Origin of the sequence: Neorhizobium petrolearium, from assembly GCF_017873175.1 — a bacterium.
GTDB lineage: Bacteria > Pseudomonadota > Alphaproteobacteria > Rhizobiales > Rhizobiaceae > Neorhizobium > Neorhizobium petrolearium.
This window is the reverse complement of record NZ_JAGGJW010000005.1, coordinates 87,296-99,856: the sequence shown is the minus strand read 5'-3', so window position 1 is coordinate 99,856 and position 12,561 is coordinate 87,296. Positions and strand designations below refer to the sequence as shown.

The window sequence follows — 12,561 nt, the reverse complement described above, 5'->3', positions numbered from 1 at the left end:
TGACAAACACCCATTGAACGCTCTGTTGTGGCTATCAGGTCAAGGCGAAACGTGCTATTTTAGAGAATGTCGATAGATAGGCTCAACTGGGTCGATGATGCCGGACAGTCCGCCGGAAGCGCTCGCTTCACGCGACGTGCAGCGTTGGCAATGGGTCTCTGTCTGTGCTGCGTGCCGATGCGTGGCTTTGCGGCCGCATCTCTTTCGCTGAAAGATGTAGGGAACGGCCTCTTCATTCGTGAGGCACCGCATGAGGAAGCGACACGAGCCAATAACGGAGGCATTGCCAATATAGGTTTCATCATTGGACGCGATAGCGTGCTCGTGATCGATCCAGGAGGCAGTCTGGCAGACGGGCAATGGCTCCTTTCAGAAATCAGGAACCGGACCAGCAAACCGATCCGGCATGTCGTAATGACCCACGTCCATCCCGATCATTGCCTTGGTGCTTCGGCCTTTGCTGAAGAGCGGCCGGATTTTATCGGTCATCACGCTTTGAGGTCCGCGCTCGACGCGCGGGGAAGCTATTATCGCCAGCGTCTTGTCGAGATCATCGGACCGGAGAGCGTAGGCGGCATCGTATATCCCACCCGGGAGATAGAAGATGTCGCCGAGGTCGATCTCGGCGACCGTATTATCCGGTTTACCGCGCATGGTACTGCGCACACCGATTGCGACCTGTCGATGTTCGACACCTCGACGGGGACGCTGTTTCCCGCGGATCTGCTTTTTGTCGATCGCGTTCCATCGCTGGATGGAAGCCTGCCCGGATGGCTGGCCGAAGCCGAGCGGCTTAAGGGCGTTGGTGCGGCCCGCGCAGTGCCGGGGCATGGGCCGGCGATGGTGGACTTCGGGTCGGCCATGGCAAAACAGGTGCGCTATCTCACGGCTCTCCGCGATGAAACACGCAAGGCGATAGCGCAGGGAATTGCGATAGACGAGGCCAGCCGAACGGTGGCTGCGGAAGAGGGCGAAGGCTGGGTGTTGTTCGACGACTATAATGATCGCAACGTCATTCAAGCTTACAAGGAGCTTGAATGGGAGTAGGCTTCGGATCGAAGCAGGGAGGAGAATATGATGCATATATTGCGACCGGCCTTTGCGGCCGCTTTGATGACGGCGATCTGCGCCGGGCCGGCTCCTGCCGCAGATTCCTCTCAGGCTGATGCCAAGCGAGAGGAGCGCTGGCAGCTGATTGCCGACTATCTCTTCGATGATCGGGAAGTTCTTCCGAACGATTCCTTGATCAAGATCGATGCGCCAAAGCGTGCGCAGGATGCTGCGCTCGTTCCGATCACTCTGACGATGCCCGAAAAGGACAAGATCAAATCGGTCTATCTTGTGATCGATGACAACCCTGCGCCGCTTGCCGCTCACGTCACCTTCGGGCCGGCTGCGGATCCTGGTTCGCTGCAGCTGCGTGTCCGGGTCGACACCTACACCAACGTTCACGCCGTTGCCGAGACGAAAGAGGGAAAGCTGTTTTCAGCTGTCGCCTTCGTGAAAGCCTCCGGCGGCTGTTCGGCGCCCTCCGGACCCAGTGACGCGGAAGCGATGAAGGGCATGGGTGAAATGAGAATGAAGTTCGCGGAGAGCGTGCAGGACGGACAACCTGCCGAGGCAACGCTAATGATCCGCCATCCGAATTTCACGGGAATGCAGATGAACCAACTCACCCGGCTTTACACGCCGTCGCGTTACATCGACAAGGTGACCGTCTCCTATGGCGACCAGACTGTCCTGGAAGTGTCTGGCGATATCTCCCTGTCCTCAAATCCCGCAATCGGCTTCAATTTCGTGCCGCGTGGCAACGAGCCGATGAAGGTGGTCGCGTCCGACACCAAAGGAGAGCGCTGGGAGCAGAGTTTCAAAGTGCCTCCGGTCACGAATTGAGGTGTGGGCATGTCCGATCTGATTGGAGCCTTTGTGAGGGTTGCCGCTTCACTTGCGATTGCGTTGTTGATGACCGCGGCGGGCACGCAACTGTCCCGGGCCGAAGTGCCGGAGCCGGAAGGCTTGTGGACCGGACCGATGCGAGGGGAGACACCAAAGACGCTCACGGGTGCCGTCGTCATCGATCTGGCAGGCCTTGAGTCGCTCATGCCGAAGAACCCGGTGCTTCTCGATGTCGGCCCCGCCGAAAAGAAGCCGGAGGATTTTCCCCGGGACCGGCTTTGGCTGCCGACCCATCGCTCCATCCCGGGCGCCGCGTGGTTTCCGGGCGCCGGAGCCGCATCTTTTGAGGCGGCGCAGGAAGAAACTTTCTTTCGTCGCGTGGAAGAGCTGACTCAAGGCGACAGTTCAAAGCCCATCGTCACCTTTTGCCTTCCCGGCTGCTGGGGGAGCTGGAACGCCGGCAAGCGGCTGGTGATGAAGGGCTATACCGGCGTTCATTGGTTCCCAGGCGGCATCAACAGTTGGCAGGAGGCCCACGAAACGGTTGAAGTCAAGCCAGATAGGGCTTGGGAGTCGGGACCGGCAAAATAGTCGTCGGGATGAACAGCTCTCTGATCTTCGCCAGGTAGTGGTCTTCGCAGGTCGACCACCGCAGCTTTGTGAGAAGCTTGGTATCGGCGCCGGCGGGATAACGAATACGTTCCCCGTCCTCCGTTGCAGCCGACCAGGTGGCCTCGGCGACTTCAGCCTCCGTGCAGTACGGTGTCGGATAGTTCGCCATTTTCTCGAAGAAGGCCTGGACGAACCCTTCATAGTCCTTAGGAAACACCCCTTGCATCCTCGTTCCGGTATTCACGCCAAAGCTCGTGGTCGGCGCCAAACCAGGCTCGACGAGCCGGGCCCTGATGTCGAACAGGCTGAGCTCGTAGGAGAGCGACTCAGTAAAGCCTTCAATGGCGCATTTGCTGGCGGCATAGACCGCCGACAGCGGCATGACGCCGATGGTGACGCTGGAGGTGACGTTGACGATGGTACCGCGGCCCTGTTTGCGCATCTGCGGAATGATCGCGCGGCAACAGGCCATCACGCCGAACGTGTTGGTCTCGAACAGCTCTCGGATCGTTGCCTCGGGCGTCGCCTCTACCGCGGAGGCCAAACCGATCCCGGCGTTGTTCACCCAGACGTCGATGCCGCCGAAGGCAGCCACGCCATCGGCGATCGCACCGGCGATGCTGTCTGGGTCGGTCACGTCGAGCGGAAGCACTTTCAGCTGATTTGACTGCACCTTAAAGACGCTCGGATCCGGGCGCCGCATGGTCGCGAGGACGTTCCAACCGCGATCGAGGAAAAGCTCGGCGATGGCTTTGCCGTAGCCAGATGATGTTCCGGTGATGAGGATTGTTTTGGTCATGGGTTTCTCCGCTTCTGCCAGGGCGGAGAATAGACATTTGCATAGGACGATCTATAATCATCTGTGTTTATTTAATTATGAATCGTCCAGAATGGATCCTTTCAGCGACATCATCGCCTTGCTGCGCCCTCATGCAGTGTTCTCGAAGCCGATAACCGGCCGCGGAAAGTGGGGCGTGAGCTATTCGGCCTATGGGGCGCCGGGGTTCGCCATCGTCCTCAAGGGGCGATGCTGGCTGTCCATCGAAGGCGCAGACCCGGTGCCGCAGGAGCGGGGTGACTTCGTGCTCTTGCCCGCCTCGCCGGCATTTTCGCTTCTCAGCGAGCCGGGTGCGGCATGCGTGCCGGGCATTCCATCGTTCAGCAGCATCCGGCATGGAGATCCGGAGGGAGAGCCCGACTTCGAGATGCTCGGCGGCTCATTCCAACTCGAGCCTGTCAATGTCTCGCTGCTGCTGGCCCTGTTGCCCGGTATGATTCACATAAGGGCGGAAGACGGAGATACCTCACGCCTGACGCGCATCATTGATCTCATCATGGACGAGTGCGCCAACGACAGGCCGGGGCGCGAAATGATGCTTCAACGGCTCCTGGAGGTCATGCTGGTCGAATGCCTGCGCTGGCCCAGCCTCATTCGGGGAGCACTGCCTGCCGGCCTGCTGGCGGGGATGCAGGATCCGGCCCTTGCATCGGTCCTGCGTGCAATGCATGCCAATGTGCGCGCCGGATGGACGGTGGCGGAGCTTGCGAAACTCGCGGGCATGTCGCGATCGGCATTCTCGGCTCGTTTTTCCGAAACCCTTGGCTGTGCCCCTATGGAATACCTTTCCCGTTGGCGCATGACGCTGGCTCAGGATGCCCTAAGCCGCGGCGGCAAGCCTCTCGAGCGCCTTGCGGAAGAGATCGGCTACGAGTCCGCCAGCGCGTTCAGCACAGCGTTTCGTCGGCGTCTGGGGTGCTCGCCCGGCATGTTCGCCCGCTCGCGGCGCACTGCGAAGGGTCACTAACGTTGCGGCGGAGGGTTGAAGCTATCGCTTCGAATAGGTTCGTTAGGATTGATGTTGATCGCGGGCAGGCCTCATCCGGCAACGTGCTGAAGATCGCCGAGCCTGGGCACAATCTCACAGCAACTGCAGTGAATGACCAATCCCATCGAAATGGGGCAGGAGGTCCGACGCGCCTCATGTGATCCGTGCCGGACTTCCCGGCCGCAGGGAGGGGTATTGGGGGCTTTCCCGCAGCAACAGCACTATCTTTTCCCGCCCTGGATGGTTCCAGTTCCGTTAGTAGACGTGGCTAACATTCTGTAAATATCCACAAATCCCGTGCCGAAGCGAAGCAGAACCTCTCAAAATCAGGGCCGCGGCGGCTTGGATACGCGCTTTCCGTCATCCTCACTCCTGTGCGCGACGCCAGCAGTGATTCGAATACCGTGAATATTGGGATTGAAGGGCAGAGAATTCAGGTGTCAGCATATCGGCCGAAAGCGGGAGCCGGTTTCGGGATTACGAAAGATCAAGGGGTTAGATCACCTTGAGCGAATCCGCGGGATGCGGCGCGTTTTAGGCAATCCGCCTGCGGAAAATCGCGAAAGTCGCGCCGGCGCTCATGGCGGCCATCAGATACCAGGTAATCGCGTAAACGAGGTGGGTGTTGCGGAACTTGACGACCGTCAGTCCGCCGACGGGCAGGCCACCGGGATTGGGTGTCGCATCCGCATCGATGAAATAGGGTGCAACGTTCGTCAGGTCTTTTGCCGCGGCGATCGCCGCGACGTCACGCGAGTACCAGCGGTCGCTTGCCGGGTCGTTGTTCCGCAAGAACGCACCGCCGGGTTCCGTCATGCGGAGAAGGCCGGTGATGTTGACGGAGCCTTTGATCTCGTCCTCGGCACGCGATGCAGGCTCGCGTCTGTCGGCCGGGACGAAGCCGCGGTTGATCAGGATTGTTGTCCCCTCCGCCTGCCTGAGCGGCATTATCACCCAGAAGCCGGCGCCGAGTTCGGTGACTGCCTGGACGAGGGTTTCCTTGCTATGATCGAACGTGCCTGAAGCGGTCACGCGCCGGTATTCGTCCTTTTCAGCATTAACTCCCGGCCACGCGGATGGTGACGGTGCCGTGACCGGCGCGGCGTGAATGCGAGCGTCTACGCGGGCAATCAGATCGAGTTTCCAGAAAAGCCGCTGCACCTGCCAGGTGCCGAGCCAGAGGAATGCTGCGGCCAGCAACAGCATGGCCGCCGCAAAAAAACGGCGGGGCCGAGCCGAAGGAGCCGGTTTGTCCGGCATCATGTTTCCAATCTTTGGGCGATCCGGGGCCGCGCTCATCGGTTTTGCCAGTCAGGGCATGTTCTTCATCATTTCCGGTGACATTGGCATCATATTGACGTTGAGGTGATGCATGACCCAAAGGGAGCCGGCGAGCGTGATGCCGACCAGCACCAAGGTGAAGATCAACGCCATCATCGTCCAGCCACCTTCCGAACGTGGGTTCATGTGCAGGAAGTAGATCATATGGACGACAATCTGGATGACACCGAGTCCCATGACGAGGAAGGCCGTGAACAGCTTGCTGTCGAAGACGCCGCCCATGACGAGCCAGAAGGGAATGGCCGTCAGGATGACGGAAAGCGAGAAGCCAATGAGGTAGCTCCTGAGGGTGCCGTGGCCGGCCTCGTGGCCGTTGCTGTGCCCGTGATGTACATTGTGGGCATCTTCATGGGCGGGTGCGTGGGGGTGCGAGCTCATCCGAGGACTCCCATCAGGTAAACGAAGGAGAAGACGCCGATCCAGACGACGTCGAGGAAGTGCCAGAACATCGACAGGCACATCAGCCGGCGCTTGTTTTCCGGGATCAGGCCGTGTTTGGCGACTTGCACCATCAGCGTGATCAGCCAGATGATGCCGAAGGTCACGTGCAGGCCGTGGGTGCCAACCAGCGTGAAGAAGGAGGAGAGAAAAGCACTGCGCGTCGGACCGGCGCCCTCGTGGATCAGGTGATTGAACTCGTAGAGCTCGAGAGCAAGGAAAATCGCTCCGAAGACACCGGTCACCGCAAGCCAGAAGAGCGTTTCGGCCTTGGCGTTCCGCTCCATCTGCAGCATCGCGAAGCCGTAAGTGATCGACGAGAGGAGCAGCATCGACGTGTTGATCGCGACGATCGGCAGATCGAAGAGGTCGGCGGGGGAGGGGCCTGCCGCGTAAGAGCGGCCGAGCACACCGTGGGTAGCGAAGAGCACTGCGAAGATCAGGCAGTCGCTCATCAGATAGAGCCAGAAGCCCAGCATGGTGCTGCCTTCCGGGTGATGCTCTTCCGTGAGGTAGAACTTCGGCTTTTCGGCTTCTTCAAGTTGCATTTGACTTGCCATGTCAGGTCCGTTCCGCGAGCAGTTTCGAACGCGCGTTCTCCGTCGCGGCCACTGTTTCCCACGGGATGTAGAAATCCCGGTTGTAGTTGAAGGTATGGCCGATCGCGACGGCGAGCAGGGCGACGAAGGAGGCAATCGCCAGCCACCACATGTACCAGATCATGCCGAAGGCGAGGGCGACGCTGATCGCGGCCAGGATGACGCCGGTGCCGGTGTTCCTCGGCATATGGATCGGCTTGAAGCCGGCAAGCGGACGCTCGTAGCCGCGGCTTTTCATGTCGTACCAGCTGTCGTGATCATGCACGACGGGGGTGAAGGCGAAATTGTAATCCGGCGGCGGCGAGGAGGTCGACCATTCCAGCGTGCGACCATCCCAGGGATCGCCGGTCGTATCGCGCAACTGGTCACGCTTGAGAAATGAAACGACGAGCTGGATGAGGAAGGAGGCGATGCCGAGCGCGATCAGGAAAGCGCCAAAGGCAGCGATGACGAACCAGATCTGCAGCGAAGGATCCTCGAACTGGGACACACGGCGGGTGACGCCCATCAGGCCGAGCACATAGAGCGGCATGAAGGCAAAGAAGAAGCCGATCTGCCAGAACCAGAAGCTCATCCTGCCCCAGAAGGGATCGAGCTTGTAGCCGAAGGCCTTGGGGAACCAGTAAGTCACGCCCGCCAGCACGCCGAACACCACACCGCCGATGATGACGTTGTGGAAGTGAGCGATCAGGAAGAGCGAGTTGTGCAGCACGAAATCCGCGGGCGGGATGGCGAGCATCACGCCCGTCATGCCGCCGATGACGAAGGTCACCATGAAGCCGACCGTCCACAGCATCGGAACCTCATAGCGGATGCGGCCGCGATACATGGTGAAGAGCCAGTTGAACATCTTCGCACCGGTCGGGATCGAGATGATCATCGTGGTGATGCCGAAGAAGGCGTTCACAGACGCGCCCGAACCCATGGTGAAGAAGTGGTGCAGCCAGACGATGTAGGAGAGGATCATGATCACGCAGGTTGCGTAGACCATCGAAGCATAACCGAAGAGGCGCTTGCCGCAGAAAGTGGCCACCACTTCGGAGAAGATGCCGAAGGCGGGCAGCACGAGAATGTAGACCTCCGGATGGCCCCAGATCCAGATGAGGTTCACATACATCATCGGATTGCCGCCGAGGTCGTTGGTGAAGAAGTTCGTACCCGCATAGCGATCGAGCGTCAAAAGGGCGAGCGTGGCGGTCAGGATCGGGAAGGTCGCGACGATCAGCACGTTGGTGCAGAGCGAGGTCCAGGTGAAGACGGGCATCTTCATGAAGGTCATGCCGGGTGCCCGCATCTTGACGATCGTGGCGATCAGGTTGATGCCCGACAGCGTCGTGCCGACGCCCGCCACCTGCAGACCCCAGATATAATAGTCGACCCCAACGCCCGGACTGTAGTCGGCGCCGGAAAGCGGCGGGTAGGCGAGCCAGCCGGTTCTGGCAAATTCGCCGACGAAAAGCGACATCATGATGATGATCGCGCCGGCAGTGGTCATCCAGAACGAGAAGTTGTTGAGGAACGGGAAGGAGACGTCACGCGCGCCGATCTGCAGCGGCACGACGAAGTTCATGAGCCCCGTCACGAAGGGCATGGCCATGAAGAAGATCATGATCACGCCATGCGCGGTGAAGATCTGGTCGTAATGGTGCGGGTTGAGGTAGCCTTCATTGCCGCCGAAGGCGATTGCCTGTTGCAGGCGCATCATGATCGCGTCGGCGAAGCCGCGTAGCAGCATGATCAGCGCCAGCACCACGTACATGATGCCGATCTTCTTGTGGTCCACGCTGGTGAACCACTCTTTCCAGAGATAGCCCCAAAGCTCGTATTTGGTGATCAGTGCCAGGATGGCGATGCCGAGGATCGCGACGACGATGAACGTCACGACGAGAATGGGTTCGTGATACGGGATGGCTTCCAATGTAAGCCGCCCGAAGAGGAATTGCGTAAGCGTGGTGTTGCCGAACATGGGTTTCTACCAGATCTCTTTTCAGGGCTTTGCCGGAGCGACGTTATTGAGCTGTGCCGGCGCGGCACTGCCCTGCGAGGTTCCGGGGGTGCTTCCGGGCGTATCACTCTGCATGTTGTGCATGTCGTGGTTCATCGGCTGCCCCTGAGACCCGTTGTGCGACTGGGGTTGCTGAGGATTATTCACGCCTTCCGTCGGTTCGGGACTGCGGGCCGGGTTGCCCGTGGCAGGGAAGGTGGCGGCAGGAGCCAGCGTGCCGTGGGCGGTTTCGTCCGCATGGCGGTTGTCATGCTCCAGCCGGGCTCGGTTCTCGTGGCTTTCGGTTCCGCCGCCGCCCATCATGTCGATATGCATCATCTCCTCCATGCACATCTTACCGGGCGTGGCGCACATGTTGAGCACGGCTCTGTAGAGTCCGTCCTCGACGCTGGCGTAGTAGCGGACCGGTTCCTTGGCGCTCGGCTTCTCAAGCTTCAGGTAGACATCGCGGTTAAGCGCGGTGCCGTTCTGCTTCACCCGGGCGACCCATTGGTCGAAGGCCGCCTGGTCCACCCCGTGGAACTTGAAGCGCATGTGGGAGAAGCCGTCGCCGCTGTAGTTCGCCGAAAGACCATCATACTCGCCCTCCTTGTTGATGACGGCGTGCAGCTTCGTCTCCATGCCCGGCATGGCGTAGATCATGCCGGCCAGCGCGGGCACGTAGAAGGAGTTCATGACAGACGATGCGGTGATCTTGAAGTTGATCGGCACGTCGACGGGAGCGGCCATCTCGTTGACGGTCGCGATGCCGTAGTCGGGATAGAAGAACAGCCACTTCCAGTCGAGCGCCACGACTTCCACCCTCAGCGGCCTGACTTCAGGGGGGATGGCCCTTTCGGCGTCGATGCGATCCAGTGGCCGATAGGGATCGAGCTTGTGGGTGCTGATCCAGGTCACGGCGCCGAGTGCAATGATGATGGCAAGCGGTGCAGACCAGATGATGACCTCCAGCCGTGTCGAATGATGCCAATCGGGGTCGTACTTCGCGGTGGTGTTTGAACTGCGATAGCGCCAGGCGAAAAACAGCGTCAAGCAGACGACGGGCACGATGATCAGAAGCATCAGCACCGTCGAGACGACGATCAGATCCGCTTGCTGCGCGGCGATATCGCCCGACGGAGACATGACGACCAGATTGCATCCGGTCAGCGCCAAGGCAGGCAGGAGAGCGAACAACCGTCCGGTGAACTTCAACAGAGTGGGCATCTCGGGCTCGAAATTTGCGTTTTGTCTAGTTGGGACTAATCGCGGCGATGCCCCTGCTGGAATGAGGTCGTTCGTCGCAGTGCAGCAATCTGTCGCGGCGCAGCAAGATTTTTTGTCGATCGTTTTGGTCAAAGCTTGTCGCCGTTGGAGTAGCATATGCCAATCGCTGTTCGCGGAAATCTAGGACAGAACCCCTGGCCCGCCAGAGTCTGGTGCCACTACAATCGGCGTTTTTTGAAGAGGTTCCTTGAACTCGGCCGGCATTTGATCAACATTTCAAGGCTGAGGCGGATTCTCGCCAGGAGGAAGACTTTATGAGCACGGTCGTCAATCCCACATCGTCAGGTATGGAGCGGGATGCTCGCCGCATTCATGACGACAAGCCGATTTCGCCCGGCAGCATCGCCATCGGTGTGATCATCGGTCGCATGTCCGAGTTCTTCGATTTCTTCGTCTACGGCCTTGGCTCCGTGCTCGTTTTCCCCAAGCTGATCTTCCCGTTCGCCCCTAATCCGGTGGCGGCCACCCTCATGTCCTTCGCGATCTTCCCGCTCGCCTTCATGGCGAGGCCGGTGGGCTCGTTCGTCTTCATGTGGATCGACCGCAATTACGGGCGTGGCACCAAATTGACGGTCGCCCTGGTTATCCTGGGCGGATCGACGGCCTCGATCGCTTTCCTGCCCGGTTACGACACCATCGGCCTGTGGTCGGTGGCGCTCTTGGCGCTTTTCCGCCTGGGGCAGGGGTTTGCGCTCGGCGGAGCCTGGGACGGGCTGGCCTCGCTGCTCAATCTCAACGCACCGCCCAACCGCCGGGGCTGGTATGCGATGATCCCGCAGCTCGGTGCGCCTTTCGGTTTTGCGCTGGCGAGCATCCTGTTCGGCTATTTCGTCGCCAATCTTTCCGAAGAGGATTTTCTCTCCTGGGGCTGGCGCTATCCCTTCTTCGTCGCATTCGCGATCAATGTCGTGGCGCTCTTCGCCCGTCTGCGCATCGTCGCCAGCAAGGAGTTCGGAGCGGCTATGGAGGCGCGTGAACTGGAGCCCCGGCCAGTCTTCGAAATGCTGAGCAAGCATGCCCATGATGTTGTGCTCGGCGCCTTCGCGCCGCTTGCGAGCTTTGCCATGTTCCATCTGGTGACGATCTTCCCGTTGAGCTGGGTAACGCTCACAGGCGGGCAGTCGGCGGCGGAATTCCTTTGGGTTCAGGTTGCGGGTGCGGCTGTCGGCGTTATCGGGATTGTATTGTCCGGCGTCATCGCCGACCGCATCGGCCGTCGCAACCAATTGATGATCGGCGCAGTTATCATCGCCATCTTCAGCTTTTCCGCGCCGTTCCTGCTGGATGCCGGTGGGACGGGGCAGGATGCGTTCATCATCATCGGTTTCGGTATTCTAGGCCTCTCGTTCGGCCAGGCCTCTGGGGCTGTCTCCTCCCGTTTCGGGCAATATTACCGCTATACCGGCGCTGCTTTGACATCCGATCTTGCCTGGTTAGTCGGCGCAGGCTTCGCACCGCTGGTGGCGCTGGGGCTCGCCAGCAGTTTCGGTATCATCTTCATTGGGGGATATCTGATTTCCGGCGCGATCTGCACGATCATCGCGCTCAGCCTCACCCGGGTGCTGGACCAGAGTAATGAGCCGGGTGGGCAGCGGTAACCTGACATGAAAATGCCGGACACAAGGCCCGGCATTGAAAGTTAACCTTGAAAAGGAGGCTGCCCTACGCAGCCTTTCTGCTCAGCGTCGGACGTGTCGCAGCCGCCTTCTCGACCATGGCGGTGACTTCTGCCCGGCGCGCGCCGGAAAGCGGCATGCGTGGCATGCGAACGCGCTCGGAGCCGCGGCCCATGATCTGCTCGGCGAGCTTGATCGACTGGACGAGGTCGTGTTCCGCGTCGAGATGCAGAAGCGGCATAAACCAGCGATAGATGCTACGGGCCTCTTCCCAATCGCCCCGCTCAGCAGCGGCAACCAACGCGACGGATTCCCGCGGGAAGGCGCTGGTGAGGCCGGAGACCCAGCCCTTGGCGCCGAGCAGCAGCCCTTCGAGCGCCACGTCGTCAAGGCCGGCGAAAATATCGAACCGGTCGCCGAAGACGTTTATCAGATCGGTGAAGCGGCGCGGATCCGGTGCGCTTTCCTTGACCGCCTTGATGTTCGGCACGTCTTCGAGCTGGCGCAGCACGTCGACGCCGATATTGACGCGGTAGGCCGGCGGGTTATTGTAGAGCATGATCGGCAGCGAGGTCGCTTCGGCAACCGCCTTGAAATGGGCGACGAGCTCTTCGGGCTTCGGCACGTAGACCATCGCCGGCAGCACCATCAGGCCGTCGGCGCCGAGCTTTTCGGCATCTTTCGCATAAGCTACCGCGCGGCGGGTGTCGAACTCGGAAACGCCGGTGACGACCGGCACGCGCCCGTTCACCACTTCGACGGCAGCTTTCAGGATCGTGCGCTTCTCTTCCGGGTCGAGCGAATTGTTCTCGCCGCAGGTCCCCATGACGATGAGGCCGTTGACGCCATCATTGACGAGCGCGTCCTGCACGCCCTGCGTAGCCTTGAGGTCAACGGAGAAATCCTCATTGAATTGTGTCGTCACTGCGGGAAAGACGCCGGTCCAGCCTGTGGTCATTGGA

General features: G+C 60.2%; 12 protein-coding genes. 5 read left to right on the top strand and 7 right to left on the bottom strand.

The window, feature by feature from the left end:
• Positions 1-66: 66 nt before the first annotated feature.
• From J2046_RS10975 to J2046_RS10965, 3 genes are read left to right on the top strand one after another with little or no spacing between them, the layout of a single operon-like run.
• Positions 67-1,047: a quinoprotein relay system zinc metallohydrolase 2 gene (locus J2046_RS10975; protein WP_210051719.1), complete on the top strand. Its 981-nt coding sequence runs from the start codon at positions 67-69 to the stop codon at positions 1,045-1,047.
• 30 nt (positions 1,048-1,077) lie between these two features.
• Positions 1,078-1,893: a quinoprotein dehydrogenase-associated SoxYZ-like carrier gene (locus tag J2046_RS10970; RefSeq protein ID WP_210051718.1), complete on the top strand. Its 816-nt coding sequence runs from the start codon at positions 1,078-1,080 to the stop codon at positions 1,891-1,893.
• 9 nt (positions 1,894-1,902) lie between these two features.
• Complete coding sequence (locus J2046_RS10965) at positions 1,903-2,487, top strand: rhodanese-like domain-containing protein (RefSeq protein ID WP_210051717.1); 585 nt, start codon at positions 1,903-1,905, stop codon at positions 2,485-2,487.
• Here the strand turns inward: J2046_RS10965 and J2046_RS10960 are convergent.
• Positions 2,447-3,307, bottom strand: coding sequence for an SDR family oxidoreductase (locus tag J2046_RS10960; protein ID WP_210051716.1), 861 nt, complete (start codon positions 3,305-3,307; stop codon positions 2,447-2,449). The genes J2046_RS10965 and J2046_RS10960 overlap by 41 nt on opposite strands.
• 91 nt (positions 3,308-3,398) lie before the next feature.
• Here J2046_RS10960 and J2046_RS10955 point away from each other — a divergent pair, with 91 nt between their 5' ends.
• On the top strand, positions 3,399-4,313 hold the full coding sequence (locus J2046_RS10955; protein ID WP_210052149.1) for an AraC family transcriptional regulator: 915 nt from the start codon (positions 3,399-3,401) through the stop codon (positions 4,311-4,313).
• Between the two features lie 555 nt (positions 4,314-4,868).
• Here the strand turns inward: J2046_RS10955 and J2046_RS10950 are convergent.
• The 5 genes from J2046_RS10950 to cyoA are packed head-to-tail and all read right to left on the bottom strand — an operon-like array spanning position 4,869 to position 9,923.
• Entirely contained in the window at positions 4,869-5,594 is a 726-nt protein-coding gene (locus tag J2046_RS10950; protein ID WP_233469690.1) for an SURF1 family protein, read from the bottom strand.
• A 51-nt stretch (positions 5,595-5,645) separates the two neighbouring features.
• A complete protein-coding gene (gene cyoD / locus J2046_RS10945) occupies positions 5,646-6,053 on the bottom strand; it encodes a cytochrome o ubiquinol oxidase subunit IV (RefSeq protein WP_210051714.1) in 408 nt (135 codons plus the stop codon).
• On the bottom strand, positions 6,050-6,661 hold the full coding sequence (gene cyoC, locus J2046_RS10940; RefSeq protein WP_233469689.1) for a cytochrome o ubiquinol oxidase subunit III: 612 nt from the start codon (positions 6,659-6,661) through the stop codon (positions 6,050-6,052). The genes cyoD and cyoC overlap by 4 nt, the downstream gene beginning before the upstream one ends.
• 13 nt (positions 6,662-6,674) lie before the next feature.
• Positions 6,675-8,678, bottom strand: coding sequence for a cytochrome o ubiquinol oxidase subunit I (gene cyoB / locus J2046_RS10935; RefSeq protein ID WP_210051712.1), 2,004 nt, complete (start codon positions 8,676-8,678; stop codon positions 6,675-6,677).
• A 21-nt stretch (positions 8,679-8,699) separates the two neighbouring features.
• Positions 8,700-9,923: a ubiquinol oxidase subunit II gene (gene cyoA / locus J2046_RS10930; protein ID WP_210051711.1), complete on the bottom strand. Its 1,224-nt coding sequence runs from the start codon at positions 9,921-9,923 to the stop codon at positions 8,700-8,702.
• A 314-nt stretch (positions 9,924-10,237) separates the two neighbouring features.
• On the opposite strand from cyoA, the gene J2046_RS10925 reads away from it, so the two are divergent.
• Positions 10,238-11,581 (top strand): MFS transporter, encoded by a 1,344-nt coding sequence (locus tag J2046_RS10925; RefSeq protein WP_210051710.1) that lies wholly within the window; start codon positions 10,238-10,240, stop codon positions 11,579-11,581.
• Between the two features lie 64 nt (positions 11,582-11,645).
• On the opposite strand, the gene J2046_RS10920 is transcribed toward J2046_RS10925, so the two are convergent.
• Positions 11,646-12,557 (bottom strand): dihydrodipicolinate synthase family protein, encoded by a 912-nt coding sequence (locus tag J2046_RS10920; RefSeq protein WP_037145790.1) that lies wholly within the window; start codon positions 12,555-12,557, stop codon positions 11,646-11,648.
• Positions 12,558-12,561: the final 4 nt, after the last annotated feature.

Excerpts from the sequence above, each read along its gene's own strand:
- J2046_RS10975 (WP_210051719.1), top strand. The coding sequence starts at position 67 with ATGTCGATAGATAGGCTCAACTGGGTCGATGATGCCGGACAGTCCGCC.
- J2046_RS10970 (WP_210051718.1), top strand. The coding sequence starts at position 1,078 with ATGCATATATTGCGACCGGCCTTTGCGGCCGCTTTGATGACGGCGATC.
- J2046_RS10965 (WP_210051717.1), top strand. The coding sequence starts at position 1,903 with ATGTCCGATCTGATTGGAGCCTTTGTGAGGGTTGCCGCTTCACTTGCG.
- J2046_RS10960 (WP_210051716.1), bottom strand. The coding sequence starts at position 3,307 with ATGACCAAAACAATCCTCATCACCGGAACATCATCTGGCTACGGCAAA.
- J2046_RS10955 (WP_210052149.1), top strand. The coding sequence starts at position 3,399 with ATGGATCCTTTCAGCGACATCATCGCCTTGCTGCGCCCTCATGCAGTG.
- J2046_RS10950 (WP_233469690.1), bottom strand. The coding sequence starts at position 5,594 with ATGCCGGACAAACCGGCTCCTTCGGCTCGGCCCCGCCGTTTTTTTGCG.
- cyoD (WP_210051714.1), bottom strand. The coding sequence starts at position 6,053 with ATGAGCTCGCACCCCCACGCACCCGCCCATGAAGATGCCCACAATGTA.
- cyoC (WP_233469689.1), bottom strand. The coding sequence starts at position 6,661 with ATGCAACTTGAAGAAGCCGAAAAGCCGAAGTTCTACCTCACGGAAGAG.
- cyoB (WP_210051712.1), bottom strand. The coding sequence starts at position 8,678 with ATGTTCGGCAACACCACGCTTACGCAATTCCTCTTCGGGCGGCTTACA.
- cyoA (WP_210051711.1), bottom strand. The coding sequence starts at position 9,923 with ATGCCCACTCTGTTGAAGTTCACCGGACGGTTGTTCGCTCTCCTGCCT.
- J2046_RS10925 (WP_210051710.1), top strand. The coding sequence starts at position 10,238 with ATGAGCACGGTCGTCAATCCCACATCGTCAGGTATGGAGCGGGATGCT.
- J2046_RS10920 (WP_037145790.1), bottom strand. The coding sequence starts at position 12,557 with ATGACCACAGGCTGGACCGGCGTCTTTCCCGCAGTGACGACACAATTC.